A 16533-nucleotide genomic window follows, 5' to 3' on the forward strand; every position below is an offset into this window, starting at 1 on the left:
CGATTGCATGACACCACGGGCACCCGGGAGCTTTTCCTGCGCAAGGTCGAATTCAGGTCAGGGCCTCGAGCCTGGCAAACCCCAGCACCAGCCACTTGTCACCCTCGTGCTCGAAGCTGACCTGTACCCGGGCGCGCTGCCCCTGGCCCTCGGCATTGATGATGACCCCCTCGCCGAAGACGGGATGACGCACCCACTGTCCCAGCGACAGCGACGGCTGTTCGTCGCCGCCGTCGACCGAGGCCTGGCGATCCGCGCCGGGCTGGCCCTGGGCGGACATCGGCCGTGACACCTGCCCGCGCAGGCGGACCTCCTCGAGATGCTCGGCGGGCAGCTCGCGCAGAAAGCGCGAGGGTCGCTGCCAGCTCTCCTTGCCGTGCAGCCGCCGGGTTTCGGCATGGGTCAGATAGAGCCGCTCCATCGCCCGGGTGATGCCGACATAGCAGAGCCGTCGCTCCTCCTCGAGCCGGCCCGGCTCCTCCAGCGACATCCTGTGCGGGAAGAGCCCCTCCTCGACCCCGGCGACGAAGACCACCGGAAATTCGAGCCCCTTGGCGGAGTGCAGCGTCATCATCTGTACCGCATCCTCGAACTCGTCGGCCTCGTGCTCGCCGGAGTTGAGCGCCGCTTCGGAGAGGAATTCGCCCAGCGAGTTGTCGGCGCCGTCGTCGATCGCCTCGAAGGCATCGCCCTGCGCGTAGGCCTTCGCCGCACTGACCAGCTCCTCGAGGTTCTCGACCCGTGCCTGGCCCTTTTCGCCCTTCTCGGCGCGGTGGTGCTCGATCAGCCCGGTGGCGCGGATGACGTGATCGATGATCTCGTGCAGCGCCAGCCCCTGGGTCTCGTTGTCGAGCCGATCGATCAGATCGCTGAAGGCCCGCACCGCATTCGCCGCACGCCCCTTGAGCAGGCCGGCGGCAGGGGCGTCGTTGACCGCCTGCCACAGCGAGGTGCCCTCGTCGCGGGCACGGGCCCGCAGCAGCTCGACGCTGCGGGTGCCGATGCCGCGTGCCGGCACATTGATTACCCGCTCCAGCGAGGCGTCGTCGTCGCGCGAGATCAAAAGGCGCAGATAGCCCAGCGCATTCTTGATCTCGAGGCGCTCGTAGAAGCGCTGGCCGCCGTAGATGCGATAGGGCATGCCGGCGCGGATCAGCGACTCCTCGATCACCCGTGACTGGGCATTGGAGCGGTAGAGGATGGCAAATTCGCGGCGTGCCCGCCCACCGCGCACCTGCTCGGCGATGGTATCGACGATGAAGCGTGCCTCGTCGAGATCGTTGAAGCCGCCATAGACCCGGATCTTCTCGCCGGCTTCGACCTCGGTCCACAGCTCCTTGCCCATGCGCCCGGCATTGTGGCGGATCAGCGCGTTGGCGGATTCGAGAATGGCGCTGGTGGAGCGGTAGTTCTGCTCCAGCCTGACCAGCCGGGTCTCGGCAAACTCGCTGCGAAAGCGTTCCAGGTTCTCCACCTTCGCCCCGCGCCAGCCGTAGATCGACTGATCGTCGTCGCCCACCGCGGTCAGGCACGCCCGATCCCCGGCGAGCAGTTTCAGCCAGGCGTACTGCAGGGTGTTGGTATCCTGGAACTCGTCGACCAGCAGGTGCTGGAAACGCTCGCGATAGTGCGCCAGCAGGCGCGGATTGTCGCGCAGAAGCTCCAGCGCCCGCAGCAGCAGCTCGCCGAAATCGACCAGTCCGCTGCGCTCGCAGGCCTGCTGATAGAGGGTATAGAGCTCGACCATCTGCGCCATGTACTGGTCGCCGTGGGGATCGACATCCCCCGGCCGCAGCCCCTCCTCCTTGCAGCCGCCGATGAAGTACTGCACCTGTTTGGGCGGGAAGCGCTCGTCATCGATGCTGTACTCGCGCAGCAGCCGCTTGACCAGCCGCAACTGATCGTCGCTGTCGATGATCTGGAAGTGCTCGGCGAGCCCGGCATCACGCCAGTGGGTGCGCAGCAGCCGGTGCGAGATCGAGTGGAAGGTCCCCACCCACATGCCGCGCAGCGAGGTGTCGATCAGCGTCTCCAGCCGCGCCCGCATCTCGCGCGCCGCCTTGTTGGTAAAGGTGACGGCCAGGATCGACCACGGCGAGAGCCCTTCGACCGAAAGCATCCAGGCGATGCGGTGCACCAGCACCCGGGTCTTGCCGGAGCCGGCACCGGCCAGCACCAGCAGGTTGCCCTGGGGCGCGCCGACGGCGTCGCGCTGCGCCGGATTGAGGGAGTCGAGCAGTGGCGATGCGTCCATGAAACGGGCCTGACAGGATGGGCGAAACGGTCCCCCAGCCTAACACATTCCGCCCTTTCACGGCTGCCGGCGCGCCCGTTCAGGCGTCGTCATCCTCCGGCGGCGTGCGATCGCGCCGCAGCTGTTCGAAGGGATCGCTCTCGTCGGTACGCAGCGGGACCAAGCTGCGCTTGACCGCCATCAGATGCTCGGCCAGCTGCGGTCCCCGCGAGCGCGCCACGCCCACCGCCAGGATATCGATCATCACCAGGTGGGCGATGCGCGAACTCAGCGGCCGGTAGACCTCGCGATCCTCGAACACGTCGATGTAGAGCCCGATCGAGCACAGGTGCGCCAGTGGCGATCCGGCCGGACACAGTCCGATCACGGTCGCGCCGTGCTCGCGGGCGATCTCGACGCTGGAGAGCAGCGAGCGGGTGCGGCCGGTCTGCGAGATGGCCACCACCACGTCATGGTCGGTCAGGGTGACGGCCGACATGTGCTGCATGTGCGGATCGCTGTAGGCGGTGGTGGAGATGCGCAGGCGGAAGAACTTGTGCTGGGCGTCGACCGCCACCGCGCCGGAGGCCCCGAAGCCGTAGAACTCCACCCGATTGGCTTCGGAGAGTGCAGCGATCGCCTCGCTGATGGCATTGGCATCCAGCCGATCACGCACCGACAGCAGCGTACCCACGGTGGAATCGAAGATGCCGCGCGAGAACTCGGCCACGCTGTCGGTCTCGTTCATCGAGAATTCCGAGAACTGCGCGCCTGTAGCCAGCGTCTGCGCCAGTCGCAGCTTGAAATCCTGATAGCCCTCGCAGTCGATCGCCCGGCAGAAGCGGATCACCGTGGGCTCACTGACATTGATCCGCCGGGCCAGATCGGCGAGTCGCAGATCCAGTACCTCCTCGGCGTGACGCAGCACGAACCGCGCCACCTTCTGCTCCGAACGCCGGAACTGCGGCAGCCTGGCGCGCAGCTCATCGAACATGAAGGTACTCATTACCGCTCCTTCCGGAAACAGGATGCCAGGGTGAGTGGTGTTGATGTCATCTTTATGTCAATTTGTACAGGTTAAATTCCCGCTGCAATCCATTGCGGGTGATCCCGGCCGTGATTCGCGGCCCGAAGCTCCGAATCACGGCCGATCGCCTGACAGCGTACCGGTTAAGCACCGATAACGCTTGTCCGATTCTGGTGCGAGGGAGTCTTCGAATGAAAACGATCACCCTGAACGACATCAAGAACGATCTGCTCGGCATTGCCATGGAACTCGAGGCCGAAGCCGCCGATCGGCGCCGCCGCAACGCCGCCCGGCGTCATCTGCAGGCCCGGCGCGGCATCGAGTGTCACTACGAATCCCTGCGGCTGGCCGGTGAGCTCAATCACGAGCCCGTTGAGGGCGACGACATCACGCCGTTCCGGCGAGCCGGCCTCCAGCGGCATCCGGGCGATTGCCCACGTCGGCTGCCCGGTGCCGGATCGCCGCGACAGGCCGGCTGAATGCCCGCCGGCGGCCGGGCCCGGATCATGCGCCATTCGAGCTGCCTGCCGCGCGGTGGGTGACAGCGCCCCGGCTCACTGCCCTGCGCTGCGCTGTTGCGCGGCGTCGGCAAGATCGCTGGCTGCCGGCCGCAGCACCAGCTCGACCCGCCGATTGCGGGCGCGTCCACGGGCGCTGGCGTTGTCCGCCAGCGGCCGGCTGGCGCCATAGCCGATCGCCCGCAGCTGCCCGGCTGTCACGCCATGATCGACCAGATGGTGCAGCACCGCGGTCGCCCGCGCTGCCGAAAGCTCCCAGTTCGACGGGAAACGCTCGGTGGAGATGCTGCGACTGTCGGTATGCCCCTCGATCGAAATCTCGCCCTCGAACTGGCTGAGCCGCCCGGCCAGTCGATCGAGCAGTTCATGTCCCTGTTCGGAGAGCTCGACATCGGCGCTGGAGAACAGCAGCCGATCCTGAATCCGGAAGGTCACATGCTGCTCGCCGGGTTCGATCACCACGCCATCGATATCCGGTACCTGCGCGGCCCAGCGGGCCATCTCATCGCCGGGCGAAGCCGACGGCCGCGGCAGCTGCAGGGCCGCAACCGTCATCAGCAGCGGCATCGCCTCGTCGGTCGGCGCCACCGGCAGCTGCCGGGTCACCGCCTGTGCCGCGGTTACGGCCATCGGCGAGAGTGCGGGCGGCGCCGCTGCGCCGGCGGTGGCCAGCATGATCGAGCGGGCGGGTGCCGGCTCGAGCAGCTGCCACAGCGCACTGCCGGCCGCCAGCCGCGGCAGGGGTGCCGTGTCGTCGGTCGCGGCCGCCGGTTCGACCGCTGCGGTATCCTCCGGCGACAGCCCCTGCAGCGAGAGCAGCAGCACGAACAGGGTAATCAGCAGCGTCAGCAGATCGAGATAACTCATCAGCCAGCTGCCCTGGCCATCCTCGTGGCGGGGCGGCGGCTCGATCAGCGCGTAGCGTGACAGGTCAGCCCGCGCGCTGCGCGCCGCCGGACGCTGGTAGTCGGCCGCGGTCGGCTCGCTCATGAGGGACGTCCATCCTGACGGACCGCCCCCGCTGCCCCGTCCTCGTCCGTGCGCTCGGCGTGCTGCTTCTCGCCCAGTTCATCGGGATACTCGGCAATGAATGACTGCAGGGTCGCCTCGATGAACGAGGGCAGCCGGCGCCGGGAGATCATCGACACGCCCTCGAGCACCATGTTCATCGCCACCAGCCGCTGCTCGGTGCGCCGCTCGAGCTTGACCGCGATCGGCCGGAAGACAAGATTGGCCAGCAGGATGCCGTAGAAGGTGGACAGCAGCGCCACCGCCAGCCGCGGACCGATGGCGGCCAGGTCACCGACCTCGAGGATCTCCAGCATGTTGATCAGCCCCACCAGGGTGCCCAGCATGCCGAAGGCCGGTGCGTAGGTGGCCATGGTGCGAAAGATCTGCGCCTCGGCGTATTCGCGGGCCCGCATCCGGGCAATCCGCCAGCGCAGCAGATCGAGGATCTCCTCTTCACGCACGTTGTCGATGACCAGCCGGATGCCGGTACGCAGGAAGGGATTGCGGGTGGTTTCCAGGGTCCGCTCGACGGTGCGGGCATCACCGTGCAGCCACTGGCGGGCCAGCTCCACCAGTTCACCGATGTCCTCCTGCACGAAGCTGTTCTCGCGCTGGAAGACGCTGCGGGTCAGCGCCAGTACCCGCGCCACCTCGCGCAGCGGATAACTGATGAAGGTCGCCGCGAGGGTGCCGGTCAGCACGATCGCCAGCCCCGGCAGATTGACAAAGCCCAGCGGGGACTGCGCGGTAAACAGGACCACCGTGGCCAGCAGTAGCACGCTGACCACGATGCCGATCATCGTCGAGGGATTCATGAGGGCGGTTCCTTTCCGGTCACGATCGCCGGCAGCCGCCACGCACGGCTACCGGACCGGCATCGACTCTGCCAGATCGGCCGATGCCATGATCGCCGGAAAAGACCGGCCGGATGCCGCCACTTCGGCGGACATCCGGCAGCGGGACACGCCCGGGTTCAGTTGATCAGTCCAAAGATGAACACGATCGCCACTCCGATCGGTGACACGAAGCGCGCCGTGAAGCGCCATACGGCGAAGGCGGTCGGGCTCATGTTGAGCTGGGCGCGCACCTCGTCGCGGCCCATTACCCAGCCGACGAAGAGGATCGTCGCCAGCCCCGTCAGCGGCAGCATCAGCTTGCTGGTGAGGTAGTCGAGCAGATCGAGGATCGACATGCCGAACGGCTGGAAGCCGCTCCAGTCGTTGAACGACAGTACCGTGGCGATGCCCAGCAGCCAGGTGGCCGCCCCGGCCACCAGCGTGGCCTGCAGCCGGCTCAGCGGGGACTGCTCCTCGAGCCACTCGACGATCGGCTCCAGCAGCGAGATCGCCGAGGTCAGCGCCGCGAACACCAGCAGGATGAAGAACAGGCTGCCGAACAGGATACCGCCCGACATGCCGCCGAACGCCAGCGGCAGGGTCTGGAAGACCAGCCCCGGACCGGCGGCCGGATCGAGCTGGTTGGCAAACACCACCGGGAAGATCGCCATGCCGGCCGCCAGCGCGATCACGGTATCGAGAATGACCACGGTCAGTGCGGTACGGCCGATGTTGACGTCATCGCTGAGATAGGAGCCGTAGGCCATCATGATGCCCATGCCCAGACTCAGGGTGAAGAAGGCGTGGCCCAGCGCGGCCAGCCAGACATCGCCGGTCAGTTGGGAGAAGTCCGGACGGAACAGGTAGGCCAGCCCGTCGGCGAAGCTGCCGGTGGTGGCCGCATAGCCCACCAGTACCACCAGCAGTACCGCCAGCGCCGGCATCAGCAGCTTGGCGGCCCGCTCCAGCCCGCCGGAGACGCCGCCTGCCACGACCCCGATGGTCAGCACCATGAACAGGCTGTGCCAGGCCAGCAGCCGACCGGGACTGCCCAGCAGGTTGCCGAACAGGCTGCTCACGCCATCGCCATCAAGGCCGCTGAAGGTGCCGGTCACGCTGTACTTGATATAGGCCAGCGCCCAGCCGCCGATCACGCTGTAGAACGACAGGATCAGGTAGGCGGCGAGGATACCGCCCACGCCGATCAGGGCCCACGCCTGCGAGCGCTTGAGTCGCCCGGCAATGGTGCTCATGGTGGTGATCGGGTTCTTCTGGCCCAGCCGCCCCAGCAGCCACTCGCTCATCAGGATCGGCAGCCCGATCAGGGCAATGCTGACCATGTAGATCAGCACGAAGGCACCGCCGCCGCTTTCGCCGGTCATGTAGGGGAACTTCCAGACGTTGCCGAGTCCCACCGAGGAACCCACGGCGGCCATCATGAACGCCAGGCGCGAGGACCACTGGGCGTGGATATGAGTCTTGTTGGCCATCAGTTCGCTGCATCCTCAAGTATTGTCATCCCGGGCCCGGATCGCTGGCGCGGACCCCGCTCAACGGGGCATTGTACAGTTCGGTTACGCAGCCGCCCAGCGAGGCCGGGATGCGGCTCAGAACAGCGAACTCTGCCGCTCGCCGGCAAATCCGGGCAGCGCCGGCAGGTTCAGCCGGTGACGCAGCCGCTCGTGAAACTGCCGGGCCAGTTCGGGCGCCCGGCGATTGTCGGGAGTGTGCACGAACAGATAGGGCGTCCTGCCCTGCTCGAGCCATTCGGCCAGCTGCGCAAGCCAGGGCGTCATGCGGGCGTGATTGAGGGTGTCATCGAAATGGCCAATGAAGCGCACCACCGGCCGCTGGCCGGTGGCCAGCACGTGCAGCGGCCGCTGCGGTTTCTCGCGCCGGGCCTGACTCAGCCGCTCCTCCCCGCCGGTCTCGCAACTCCCGGAGGCGAACAGCGCCCGCACATCCAGCATCACCCGATCCACGCCGTGAGTTATCAACAGCCGGTTGAGTGCCCGCTCGGCCGACCCCTTGTGGAAAAACTCGCTGGCCCGTACCTCCACGGCGCAGGGAATGGCCTCCGGCCAGCCCTCGAGCAGTGCCGCCAGCGCCGGCAGTTCGTCATGCCCGAAGTCGCGCGGCAGCTGGATCATGACCGGTCCGAGCCGATCCTGCAGCGGCGCCAGCCGCGTCAGGAACTCCGTCACCCCGGGCTCGACGCCGACCAGTCGCTGCTCGTGGGTGAAGCGCGCGGGCAGCTTGAAGCAGAAGCGGAAATGGTCGGGAGCCTGGCGTGCCCAGCCGGCCACCGTTTCCGGACGCGGCGCACCACTGTAGAAGGTGGTATTGCCCTCGACGGCATCGAACACCCGCGCATAGTCGGGCAGCACCTCGGTGGTCGCGGCCCCCGGCGGATAGAGTGAGCCGCGCCAGTCGGCGTTGGCCCACATCGCCAGCCCCAGATGCAGGTGCCCCGGCGGGGTCGGCAGCGGCGCCATGTCAGCGCAGCCGTTCGGCGCTGACCTGCAGCGGCGGCGCCACGATGTCGTGCTGCGCCCCGATCAGGGCCAGCTCCCGGTTCCCCGCCCGGCGGGTGTGTTCGAACAGGGCCTGCACCGCACCGGCGGTGGCGGCCAGCGCCCGGGCCGGCCCCTCGCCCGACAGCCCCTCGCGCAGGCAGTGGGCGAGAAACATCGCCGCGGTGAAGTCGCCGGCGCCATTGGGCGGGGTGGCGAACTCGATCAGCGGTGTCGCCACCCGCCAGCTGCCGGCCGCGGTGTCCACCAGCATTTCGATGCGCCCCGCTTCGGCCTCCTCGCCCCCGGCCTCCGTCACGTTCAGCGAGGTCACCAGCACTACCCGCGGGCCCAGCGTCCGCAGTGCGGCCGCTGCCTCGAGGGCATCCGTCAGGGTGACGATCTCGCGGTCGGCCAGCCAGGCGAGCTCGAACTGGTTGGGGGTGACGATATCGGCACTCGGCACGGCATGCGCGCGCATCCAGGCGGGGATGCCCTCGCGCACGAAGAACCCACGGCCGACATCGCCCATCACCGGATCGCAGCAGTAGAGCGCCTCCGGATTGGCCAGCCGCACCCGGCGCACGCTCTCCAGCACGGCACGGCCGATGCCTTCATCGCCCATGTAGCCCGACAGCACCGCCTGCATGTCGGTCAGACCGGTCAGCGCCTCGACGCCATCGAGCACATCCCGCAGATGTTCGGGCGAGCACACCTCGCCGGTAAAGGCGCCGTAGCCGGTATGATTGGAGAACTGCACGGTATTGATCGCGGTCACTTCCAGCCCCAGCCGCTGGAGGGGAAACACCGCCGCACGATTGCCGACATAGCCGTAGGCCACGTGGCTCTGGATGGAAACGATATGGGTCATCACACGACTGCCTGCAGGTTTGCCGTCGGCGGGCATGGCCGCCCGCTCCGGATCCACTCATTCTACACGCCCGCACGAAGCACGCTCAGGGTTTCCTGCCCACCGTGTCGGCGGCATGGGCGTGGCGCTCCCCCAGCGGCTGCTCGGGGTCCTCGGTGGTATCGCGACGGGTCTGGCGCTCCATCTCGCTGTTCATGGCGCCGCCCAGCAATACCATGAAGGCCGACAGCCAGAACCAGATCAGCAGGATCACCACCGCGCCCAGCGAGCCGTAGAGCCGATCGAAGCTGGCAAAGTGATCGACATAGGCGGAGAAGCCGATGGAGCCGACGATCCACAGCAGGGTGGCCCCGAAGGTGCCGATGCCGACCCACTCCCAGCGGGGCTTGCGGCGGTTGGGACCATAGCGGTACAGCACCGCGATCGAGAACATCACCAGCACGAGCAGCAGCGGCCAGCGCAGATAGACCATCAGCGTGGCCACGATCCAGCCGAACGGCAGCTGGCGGGCCACCATCGGCACGAAGATGATGGTCAGCAGCGTGACCAGGGTCAGCAGCGTCAGCCCCGCGGTCATCACCAGGGTCAGCAGCAGGCGCCTGAACAGGGGGCGGTTTTCGCTCTCGCCGTAGACGATGTTCATGCCCTCGATGAGCCCGTCCACGCCGCGGGTCGCACTGAGCACGGCCAGCAGCACGCCGACGACGACGGTTATCCCGTTGCCGGCCCGCGCTTCAAGGGACCGCACCTGCTGCTCGATGAGACCGGACGCCTCCGGCGGCAGGATGGCGCTCAGCACGGTAATCTGGTGCTGTACCTGCTGCGGATCGGACAGCAGACCCCACAGCGAGATCAGGGTGGCGATCACCGGAAAGATCGCCAGCAGGCCGTAGAACGCCACGCCCGCGGCCAGCAGGGCAATATGATCGCGATCGATGCAGCCCTTCACCCGCAGGCAGGCATCCCGCCAGCCTGCCCGGGTAAGCTGCCCGGGCCGCCGGGCTTGCCGGCCTCGCGCATTCTCCGCGCTATCATGCTCTGCCACGACATTCCTCTCTCGTTGCGCTGCTGCCTCGGGCACGCGCCTGGCACGGCGGCCGTTCGCCCGGGGATTACCGGATCAACATAGCGGCTGTCCTCGCGCGCTGCATGCCTGTCCGGCCCATCGCCCGGCCATGTGCTGCAGGGCGCATCGGCGGCACCTGCGACCAGGGTCCAGCAGACAGCGCCGGGGAAGCGGCTAAGCTCGGAAATGACGACCTGCATCGGAGCCTGATCATGAACCGTCATCCCGTGCGCTGGATATCCGCTATCGTGCTGGGCGTTCCGGTCACGCTGCTGGGCCTGGCAGTGGCCGCGACCGTGGCACTGTCGCTGCTGCCGCTGAACTGGCTTCGCCCCACCCTCAATGAGCAGGTCTCGCGGGCCCTGCAGCGCCCCTTTGCCATTCGGGGCGAGCTGCGCCTGGACTGGTCGATGCTGCCCGGTTACCGCCTGCCCCTGCCCATCCTGCGGGCCGGCGAGTTGGTGCTGGGCAATCCCGCCGGGTGGGCGCCGACGAGCGACGAGCACCCCCCGATGATCCGGCTGGAGCGGCTGGAAGCCGGCCTCGTGCTGCCGGCCCTGGCGGGCCGACGGCTGGTCATCACGCGCATCACCCTGAGCCAGCCGCACGCCGAACTGGTACGCCGCGCCGATGGCCGCAACAACTGGACCTTCGCCTTCGCCGACGACGAGCGTCCGGCGGCGCGCCACACCCCGGAAGCGCCGGGCTGGACGGTCGACATCGACGACATCGTCTTCGATCAAGGCCGGATACACTATCGCGACGCCGTGCTCGATGCCGAGCTCACCGCCACTCTCGACCCCCTGGCACAATCGATCCCCTACGCCGAGATCGTCGGCCGCAACCGGGAGGGCCAGCCCCGGGTCGGCACTGCCGCGGCGGACTACCTGTTCGGCTGGCAGGTCGAGGGGCGTTACAAGGGCGAGCCGCTCGAGGGCAGCGGCCGGCTCGGCGGCATGCTGTCACTACGCCAGGGAAATCAGCCCTTTCCGCTGCAGATCGCGCTGCGCAGCGGCGATACCCGCATCAGGGTGACCGGCACCCTGACCGACCCGCTCGAGCTCGGCGCGCTCGATCTGCAGCTGGCCCTCGAGGGCCGCAGTCTGGGCGATCTCTATGCGCTGACCGGGGTGGTACTGCCGGAGACGCCGCCCTACGCGACCGAGGGGCATCTGGTGGCGAAACTCGCCCGCCCCGAGGGCAGCCTGTTCGAATACCAGGAGTTCAACGCCACCATCGGCGGCAGCGACCTGCACGGCACGCTGACCTATGCCAGCACCGAGCCCCGCCCCCGGCTCAGCGGCACCCTCGACGCGCGGCGCCTGCGCATGGTCGACCTGGGGCCGCTGATCGGCGCCGATGATCACGCCCCCGACGCCGAGACTCCCGCCCAGCCACCGGGCAGGGTCCTGCCGGTGGCGGAATTCCGCACCGAGCGCTGGGATCGCATGGATGCCGATATCCGCTTTCGCGCCGATCGCATCGAACACGGCGCATCCCTGCCATTGAGCGATCTCGACACCCACATTGTGCTCGATAGCGGAGAACTCCTGCTCGACCCGCTGCACTTCAGCATGGCCGGCGGCGCGCTCAACACGACCTTGCGCCTGAATGGCAATCATTCACCCATGCACGCCCGCATCGACATGCATGCCCGGCGGCTGCAGCTGAATCAGCTGATCCCCGCGCCCGGCAGCATGCAGGACGCCCTCGGCCAGCTCAACGGCGATGCCACCCTCACCGGATACGGCAACTCGGTAGCTGCCCTGCTGGGTTCAGGTAACGGTGAAATAAAAATGCTGATCGACAACGGTCTGATCAGCCGCAACCTGATGGAGCTGGCCGGCCTGCATATCGGCAACTACATCCTCGGCCGGCTGTTCGGCGATGAGCAGGTCCGCATCCACTGCGCCGCGGCCGATCTGGTACTCCGTGACGGCCTGGTGCGCCCGCGGGTCTTCTTCATCGATACCGAAACCGCCACCATCGAAATCGACGGCGGCGTCGATCTGGGCAGCGAACGGCTGGATCTGACCGTCGATCCGCAGGGCAAGGGGCTGCGCGTCTTCACCCTGCACTCGCCGCTCTACGTCAGCGGCACCTTCAAAAATCCCGCACCGGGGGTACAAGCCGGCCCGCTGGCGGCACGCGCCGCTGCGGCGGTGGCACTGGGCGCCATCGCCCCGCCGGCGGCCCTGCTGGCGCTGGTGGCCCCCAACAGCGGTCAGCAGGAGCGCTGCAGCGACCTGCTGCAGGCGCGCCTGTCGGCGCAGTGACTCACGATGACGCCACCGCGCGCGGCGCCGCCGCCATCAGCCGGTTGCACAGCGGCGTCAGGCCGAAGGCCAGCAGCAGCCCCGTCAGGGGCGGCAGCCAGGGCGAGTACCAGGCCCCCAGGGTGGCCAGCGCCGGATAGCGACCCCGGCGCCGGAAGAGATAGTCGCCGATGATGACGCCACCCAGCGGCGGAATGCAGGTACCCAGCGCCACCAGAAAGGGCACCAGCAGCTGATCCATGCTGGCCAGTGCCAGCAGGGTGCCACCGGCGGCGCCGGCCAGCGTCACCCGGCCCCGCCGGCGGGTGCGCAGCAGGTTGCAGCCGGCCGCGGCAAAGTTGTAGATGGTGTTGTCCTGGGGGGTCCACAGGTTGAGAAACAGCATCACCAGTCCGAACAGCGTCAGCCCCTGCACCATCAGCACTTCCACGATATCCGGCTGCCGGTAGACAAAGGCGCCCATGGCACCGATCAGCACCATCAGGCCGTTGCCGATGAAAAACGCCAGCAGGGTGGCCGTCACGGCCTGGCCCGGAGTCCGGGCGAAGCGGCTCCAGTTGCTCGCCTGGGTGGCGCCCGACACGAAGGTGCCGAAAATGATGGTGATGCCGGCCGCCCAGCCCAGCGAGCTCTCGGAGTCGCGGCCGGTGAGCCCGGCCAGCCCGCCCGCATCGCGCCAGGCGATGACCATGCTGACCCCGATCAGTATCGTCATCGCCGGCACCGCCAGCTGCGACAGCCGTGCCAGACCGCGATAGCCGACAAAGGCGGTGAGACAGAACCCGAAGCCGAACAGCACCATCAGCACGGGGGCCAGCCAGGCCGGCAGGGCGAGGGTATCGACCAGCACCCGGGCGATGGTGGCCACCCCCCAGGCGTACCAGCCCACCTGGGTGATCCCCAGCAGCAGATCGGAGAGTGCGCTGCCCCGCTCGCCCAGCGCAAAGCGCGCCATCAGCGCCGTATTCAGGCCGGAGCGCGCCGCCATCCAGGCGATGACGGCCGCATAGCCGCCCAGCAGCAGGTTGCCGAGCGCGATCAGCAGCAGCAGTTCGCCGAAGTCGAAGGCCTCGCCGATCCGGCCACCGGCAAACATGGTGGCCGTAAAGAAGGTGAACCCCAGCAGCAGCAGTGCCAGTGAACCGAACGGTCGGCGGGCGTCTGCGGGGGACTTCGTTCAGGGGATGGTCATCATCAACATGAGGCAGCGCCATGGCGGGCTCTCCGGTAGCGGGGCTATGGCAGAACAGGCAAATGCCGTGCCAGACCCGACCGGGGCCCGGACAGCCGGCACGCTCCGCTCTCCACGCAGGCCCCGGACGCCCGGATGCTGCATAATGGTGCACTCACGTGCCGAAACGCATTAAAAATGTGCCAAGACGTGCCGCAGAGACCCCGGCCGGGCAGCCGGGGCAGCAGCATGGCGGATTACTCGACCGTTACGCTCTTGGCCAGATTGCGCGGCTGATCGACATCGGTGCCCTTGAGCACCGCCACGTGATAGGAGAGCAGCTGCAGCGGCAGGGTGAACAGCAGTGGTGCAATCACCTCATCGACTGCCGGCAGACGCAGCACGTGCACGCCATCTCCCTCGCTGATCGCCACGTTCTCCTCGGCGAACACGAAGAGCTCGCCACCGCGGGCACGCACTTCCTGCAGGTTGGACTTGAGCTTCTCCACCAGCTCGTCGTTGGGCGCCACCGCAATCACCGGCATGTCGCTGTCGACCAGCGCCAGCGGACCATGCTTGAGCTCGCCGGCAGGATAGGCCTCGGCATGGATGTAGGAGATCTCCTTGAGCTTGAGCGCCCCCTCCAGCGCGATCGGGAACATCGTACCGCGGCCGAGAAAGAGCGCATGATGCTTTTCGGCAAAGGCCGAGGAGAGCCGTTCGATGTCACCATCGAGCGCCAGCCCCTGGTTGATCAGCTGCGGCAGCTGCCGCAGGGCGCCGACCAGCCGGGCCTGCATCTCGTCATCGCCGTTGCGGGCATAGCGCAGCGCCAGCGTCAGCAGCAGCAGCGACACCAGCTGGGTGGTGAAGGCCTTGGTCGAGGCCACACCGATTTCGGGGCCGGCATGCGTCATCAGGCTGAGATCGGACTCGCGCACCATCGAACTGCCCGGCACGTTGCAGATCGCCAGACTCGCCAGATAGCCGCCGTGGGACTGGGCATGACGCAGCGCCGCCAGCGTATCGGCGGTCTCGCCGGACTGGGAGAGCGTCACGAACAGGGTGTTGTCGGGCACCACCCCGTCACGATAGCGGTACTCCGATGCCACCTCGACCTGGGTGGGGATACCCGCCAGCTTCTCGATCCAGTAGCGCGCCACCATGCCGGCGTGGTAGCTGGTGCCACAGGCGACGATCTGGATATGGCGCACATCGGTCATCAGCGAGCCTGAACCGCTGCCGAAGATGTGGGTCATGACATGGCCGTCGCCCAGTCGCCCTTCCAGCGTCTTGGCGATCACCGCCGCCTGCTCGTGAATCTCCTTGAGCATGAAGTGGCGGTAGTTGCCGCGCGAGATGGCGTTGTCGCCGTGTTCGAAGACCTCGATGCCCCGCTCGATCGGCTGCCCGGCGTCATCGAAGACCTCGATCACCCCGCCATCGGAGAGCTGGACCACGTCCCCCTCACGCAGATAGACAAAGCGGTCGGTGACCTGCAGCAGGGCCAGCGGATCGGAGGCGAGGAATGCTTCCTCGATGCCGACCCCGACAATCAGCGGGCTGCCCTTGCGCGCACCGACGATGCGATCGGGCTGAGCGGCGTGGGCCACCGCCAGCGCATAGGCCCCTTCGAGCCTGGCCACGGCCCGCTGCAGCGCCTGGAGCAGATCGCGGCTCTGCTCGTACTCCCGTGCCAGCAGATGCGCCACGACCTCGGTATCGGTTTCGGAAAGGAAGGTATAGCCCTGTCCTTCCAGCTCCCGGCGCAGGGATTCGAAATTCTCGATGATACCGTTGTGGACCACCGCCAGGCGATCGCCGGACTGATGCGGGTGGGCATTCTCCTCGCTGGGCCGGCCATGGGTCGCCCAGCGGGTATGGGCGATGCCCGCCCGGCCGCGCAGGGGTGCCTGCTGCAGCTTCTTGTCGAGTTCCGCCACCTTGCCCAGCGCCCGCTGGCGTGACAGGCCGCCCTCCTCGGCGAGAATCGACATGCCGGCGCTGTCATAGCCGCGATACTCGAGCCGCTTGAGCCCTTCCAGCAGAATGTTCTGTACCTGCCGTCCGGCGACGGCGCCCACGATGCCACACATGATTTGCTCTCCTTGCAGATTCTCGGTTATCCGGTGGCTGCCGTATCCGCCACGGTGTGATATTCAACCCGCCTGACGCGGACCCCGTGACCCTCGAGGTCCCGGGCGGTTGCCTCATCCAGCCGATCGTCGGTGATCAGCAGGTCGATCGACGACCACGGCAGTTCGAGATTGGGAATGCGCCGACCGATCTTGTCGGCCTCGACCAGCACGATGACTTCACGCGCCACCTCGGCCATCACCCGGGACAGCCCCAGCAGCTCATTGAAGGTGGTCGTGCCGCGGTCGATGTCGATCCCGTCAGCCCCGATGAACAGCTGATCGAAGTCATACGCCCGCAGCACGCTCTCCGCCACCTGGCCCTGAAAGGAGGCCGAGTGCGGGTCCCAGGTCCCGCCGGTCATCAGCAGGGTCGGCGGCCGTTCGAGCTCGTGCAGGGCACCGGCCACCTCCAGCGAATTGGTCATCACCACCAGCCCTTCGAAACATGACAGTTCCGGAATCAGCGCACCGGTGGTACTGCCACTATCGATGATCAGCCGGCCGTGCGGACGGATGCAGTCGCTGGCCGCCCGGGCGATCGCCTGCTTGTTGCGCGACGGCCGGTGTTCCCCCTCGCTCTCCTGCGGCAGCAGCGTTGCCCCGCCATAGCGGCGCAGCAGCCGACCCTCGCCCTCCAGCACGGTAAGATCCTTGCGGATGGTGACCGTGGAAGTGGCGAAGTGCTGCGCCAGCACATCAACACTGACGCCGCCCTGGCGGGCCAGCCATGCCACGATGGCATCACGGCGCTGTGAGGCAGTGCGTTTCGACATGGGATCGGATCGATTCATCGTTAACACGATATTTCATTATTCTTTCGATTCGAAAGAAAACATGCTTCGAATCAAAACTCATGCGACGAAGGTCGTCAAC

13 protein-coding genes are annotated in these 16533 nt (G+C 67.4%); 2 read left to right on the forward strand and 11 right to left on the reverse strand.

Annotation, left to right across the window (positions count from 1 at the left end):
- Positions 1-52: 52 nt before the first annotated feature.
- Both uvrD and hexR read right to left on the reverse strand, forming a co-directional pair.
- Positions 53-2254, reverse strand: coding sequence for a DNA helicase II (uvrD, locus tag C7446_RS00185; RefSeq protein WP_121170130.1), 2202 nt, complete (start codon positions 2252-2254; stop codon positions 53-55).
- 79 nt (positions 2255-2333) lie between these two features.
- On the reverse strand, positions 2334-3239 hold the full coding sequence (gene hexR, locus C7446_RS00190) for a transcriptional regulator HexR (protein ID WP_121170132.1): 906 nt from the start codon (positions 3237-3239) through the stop codon (positions 2334-2336).
- 212 nt (positions 3240-3451) lie between these two features.
- On the opposite strand from hexR, the gene C7446_RS00195 reads away from it, so the two are divergent.
- Entirely contained in the window at positions 3452-3739 is a 288-nt protein-coding gene (locus tag C7446_RS00195) for a PA3496 family putative envelope integrity protein (protein ID WP_121170134.1), read from the forward strand.
- 75 nt (positions 3740-3814) lie between these two features.
- Here C7446_RS00195 and C7446_RS00200 read toward each other — a convergent pair whose 3' ends face one another.
- The 6 genes from C7446_RS00200 to C7446_RS00225 all read right to left on the reverse strand — a co-directional run bounded on the left by C7446_RS00200 (position 3815) and on the right by C7446_RS00225 (position 10054).
- Complete coding sequence (locus tag C7446_RS00200; RefSeq protein WP_121170136.1) at positions 3815-4768, reverse strand: OmpA family protein; 954 nt, start codon at positions 4766-4768, stop codon at positions 3815-3817.
- Positions 4765-5604 (reverse strand): motility protein A, encoded by an 840-nt coding sequence (locus C7446_RS00205; RefSeq protein WP_121170138.1) that lies wholly within the window; start codon positions 5602-5604, stop codon positions 4765-4767. Before C7446_RS00205 ends, C7446_RS00200 begins: the two co-directional genes overlap by 4 nt.
- Positions 5605-5762: 158 nt before the next feature.
- Positions 5763-7115, reverse strand: a complete 1353-nt coding sequence (locus C7446_RS00210; RefSeq protein WP_121170140.1) for a sodium-dependent transporter — start codon at positions 7113-7115, stop codon at positions 5763-5765.
- Positions 7116-7232: 117 nt separating this feature from the next.
- Positions 7233-8120: a DUF72 domain-containing protein gene (locus C7446_RS00215; RefSeq protein WP_121170142.1), complete on the reverse strand. Its 888-nt coding sequence runs from the start codon at positions 8118-8120 to the stop codon at positions 7233-7235.
- A gap of 1 nt (position 8121) precedes the next feature.
- Positions 8122-9009 carry a pyridoxal kinase PdxY gene (pdxY, locus tag C7446_RS00220; protein ID WP_121170971.1) on the reverse strand — a complete coding sequence of 296 codons (888 nt, stop codon included), beginning with the start codon at positions 9007-9009 and terminating at the stop codon, positions 8122-8124.
- A gap of 85 nt (positions 9010-9094) precedes the next feature.
- Positions 9095-10054 (reverse strand): YihY/virulence factor BrkB family protein, encoded by a 960-nt coding sequence (locus C7446_RS00225; protein ID WP_170149956.1) that lies wholly within the window; start codon positions 10052-10054, stop codon positions 9095-9097.
- Between the two features lie 233 nt (positions 10055-10287).
- Between C7446_RS00225 and C7446_RS00230 the strand changes: the two genes are divergently transcribed.
- A complete protein-coding gene (locus C7446_RS00230) occupies positions 10288-12351 on the forward strand; it encodes an AsmA family protein (protein WP_121170146.1) in 2064 nt (687 codons plus the stop codon).
- 1 nt (position 12352) lies between these two features.
- Here C7446_RS00230 and codB read toward each other — a convergent pair whose 3' ends face one another.
- The 3 genes from codB to C7446_RS00245 form a co-directional block, all read right to left on the reverse strand.
- Positions 12353-13489, reverse strand: coding sequence for a cytosine permease (gene codB, locus C7446_RS00235; protein ID WP_170149983.1), 1137 nt, complete (start codon positions 13487-13489; stop codon positions 12353-12355).
- 290 nt (positions 13490-13779) lie between these two features.
- Positions 13780-15618 carry a glutamine--fructose-6-phosphate transaminase (isomerizing) gene (gene glmS / locus C7446_RS00240; RefSeq protein ID WP_121170148.1) on the reverse strand — a complete coding sequence of 613 codons (1839 nt, stop codon included), beginning with the start codon at positions 15616-15618 and terminating at the stop codon, positions 13780-13782.
- Positions 15619-15644: 26 nt separating this feature from the next.
- On the reverse strand, positions 15645-16433 hold the full coding sequence (locus C7446_RS00245; protein ID WP_121170973.1) for a DeoR family transcriptional regulator: 789 nt from the start codon (positions 16431-16433) through the stop codon (positions 15645-15647).
- Between the last annotated feature and the right edge of the window lie 100 nt (positions 16434-16533).

The sequence above is a fragment of the Kushneria sinocarnis genome, from assembly GCF_003633775.1.
GTDB classification, from domain to species: domain Bacteria; phylum Pseudomonadota; class Gammaproteobacteria; order Pseudomonadales; family Halomonadaceae; genus Kushneria; species Kushneria sinocarnis.

Excerpts from the sequence above, each read along its gene's own strand:
- C7446_RS00245 (WP_121170973.1), bottom strand. The coding sequence starts at position 16,433 with ATGTCGAAACGCACTGCCTCACAGCGCCGTGATGCCATCGTGGCATGG.
- uvrD (WP_121170130.1), bottom strand. The coding sequence starts at position 2,254 with ATGGACGCATCGCCACTGCTCGACTCCCTCAATCCGGCGCAGCGCGAC.
- C7446_RS00195 (WP_121170134.1), top strand. The coding sequence starts at position 3,452 with ATGAAAACGATCACCCTGAACGACATCAAGAACGATCTGCTCGGCATT.
- C7446_RS00210 (WP_121170140.1), bottom strand. The coding sequence starts at position 7,115 with ATGGCCAACAAGACTCATATCCACGCCCAGTGGTCCTCGCGCCTGGCG.
- C7446_RS00230 (WP_121170146.1), top strand. The coding sequence starts at position 10,288 with ATGAACCGTCATCCCGTGCGCTGGATATCCGCTATCGTGCTGGGCGTT.
- C7446_RS00205 (WP_121170138.1), bottom strand. The coding sequence starts at position 5,604 with ATGAATCCCTCGACGATGATCGGCATCGTGGTCAGCGTGCTACTGCTG.
- C7446_RS00215 (WP_121170142.1), bottom strand. The coding sequence starts at position 8,120 with ATGGCGCCGCTGCCGACCCCGCCGGGGCACCTGCATCTGGGGCTGGCG.
- C7446_RS00200 (WP_121170136.1), bottom strand. The coding sequence starts at position 4,768 with ATGAGCGAGCCGACCGCGGCCGACTACCAGCGTCCGGCGGCGCGCAGC.
- hexR (WP_121170132.1), bottom strand. The coding sequence starts at position 3,239 with ATGAGTACCTTCATGTTCGATGAGCTGCGCGCCAGGCTGCCGCAGTTC.
- pdxY (WP_121170971.1), bottom strand. The coding sequence starts at position 9,009 with ATGACCCATATCGTTTCCATCCAGAGCCACGTGGCCTACGGCTATGTC.
- glmS (WP_121170148.1), bottom strand. The coding sequence starts at position 15,618 with ATGTGTGGCATCGTGGGCGCCGTCGCCGGACGGCAGGTACAGAACATT.